Source organism: Streptomyces sp. NRRL WC-3549 (genome assembly GCF_000721935.1).
Taxonomy (GTDB): Bacteria; Actinomycetota; Actinomycetes; order Streptomycetales; family Streptomycetaceae; genus Streptomyces.
Window position 1 is genome coordinate 13,600 of sequence record NZ_KL585427.1, and the last position, 1,013, is coordinate 14,612.

General features: G+C 74.1%; 2 protein-coding genes. Both read right to left on the bottom strand.

What is annotated here, in order from left to right; genetic code table 11:
* Nucleotides 1-330, bottom strand: a 330-nt coding sequence (locus IH13_RS0129110; RefSeq protein ID WP_031089011.1) for an acyl-CoA dehydrogenase family protein, incomplete at its 3' end; no start/stop codon positions are given.
* Nucleotides 330-1,013, bottom strand: a 684-nt coding sequence (locus IH13_RS0129115; RefSeq protein WP_031089012.1) for a bifunctional MaoC family dehydratase N-terminal/OB-fold nucleic acid binding domain-containing protein, incomplete at its 5' end; no start/stop codon positions are given. The genes IH13_RS0129115 and IH13_RS0129110, both read right to left, overlap by 1 nt.

The window sequence follows — 1,013 nt, forward strand, 5'->3', positions numbered from 1 at the left end:
CAGCAGCGCCGCCCGCTGGGCCGCGCTGCCGTACACGGCGACCGCGAGACCGCCGGTCAGCGCCGGCCACAGCGGTACGGGGGCCACCCGGCGGCCCTGCTCCTGGAGGAGGACGCAGAGGCCGGCCGTGCCGAGGCCGGCGCCGCCGTCCTGTTCGGGCAGCACGGCCGCGAGCAGCCCGGCCGAGGCCAGGTCGGCCCAGAGCCGTTCGTCGGCACGGGCCGGTGAGGTCTCCACCTCGCGCAGCCGCTCGGGGGTGGCGCGGTCGGTGAAGATCTCCCGCGCCAGGTCGCGGAGCGCTTCGAGCTCTTCTCCCAGGGAGAAGTCCATCAGGGGGCCTCCGTCGGTGCGGGCCGGAACACCGGCAGGGTCAGATCGGGGTCGGCGTCCAGCCAGTCGAGGACGACGGGCATGCCGATGGTGACGTCCTCGGGGGCGGCACCGGTCAGGTTGGTGACGAGCCGGGTCCCCTCGGCGAGTTCGACGACGGCGACGAGGTACGGCGACGCGAAGGCGGGGTGCCGTGGATGGTGGCTCACCACGAAGCTGTACACCTGTCCGAGCCCGGAGGCCTCGACGGTGTCCCACTCCAGTGAGGTGCACCGGGGGCAGCAGGGGCCCGGGGGATGGCGCAGGGCGGAGCAGCCGGTGCAGCGCTGGATGAGCAGGCGGTGCTGCCGGGCGCCCTCGAAGAAGAAGGCGTTGTCACGGTTGACGGCGGGGCGGGGACGCAGGGCGGGCGGCGCGTCCGGGGCGGCCTCCGGGGCCGTTCCCCGGGTTCTCGGCGCGGCGGCCGGGCGGAAGCGGAGGGTGCGCCAGCGCTGGGTGGCCACCGTCTCACCGTGCTGGTCGGTGTAGGTCTTCAGGGTGGTGACGAACCGTCCGGTGCCCAGCCCCGTCCGCTTCTCGGGCGAGACCGACTCCACGGTCTCGCGTACGGAGACGTGGTCGCCGATCTCCAGCTCCCGCAGGAAGGTGAACTCGGAGTCGGTCGCCACCACGGAGGTGTAGCC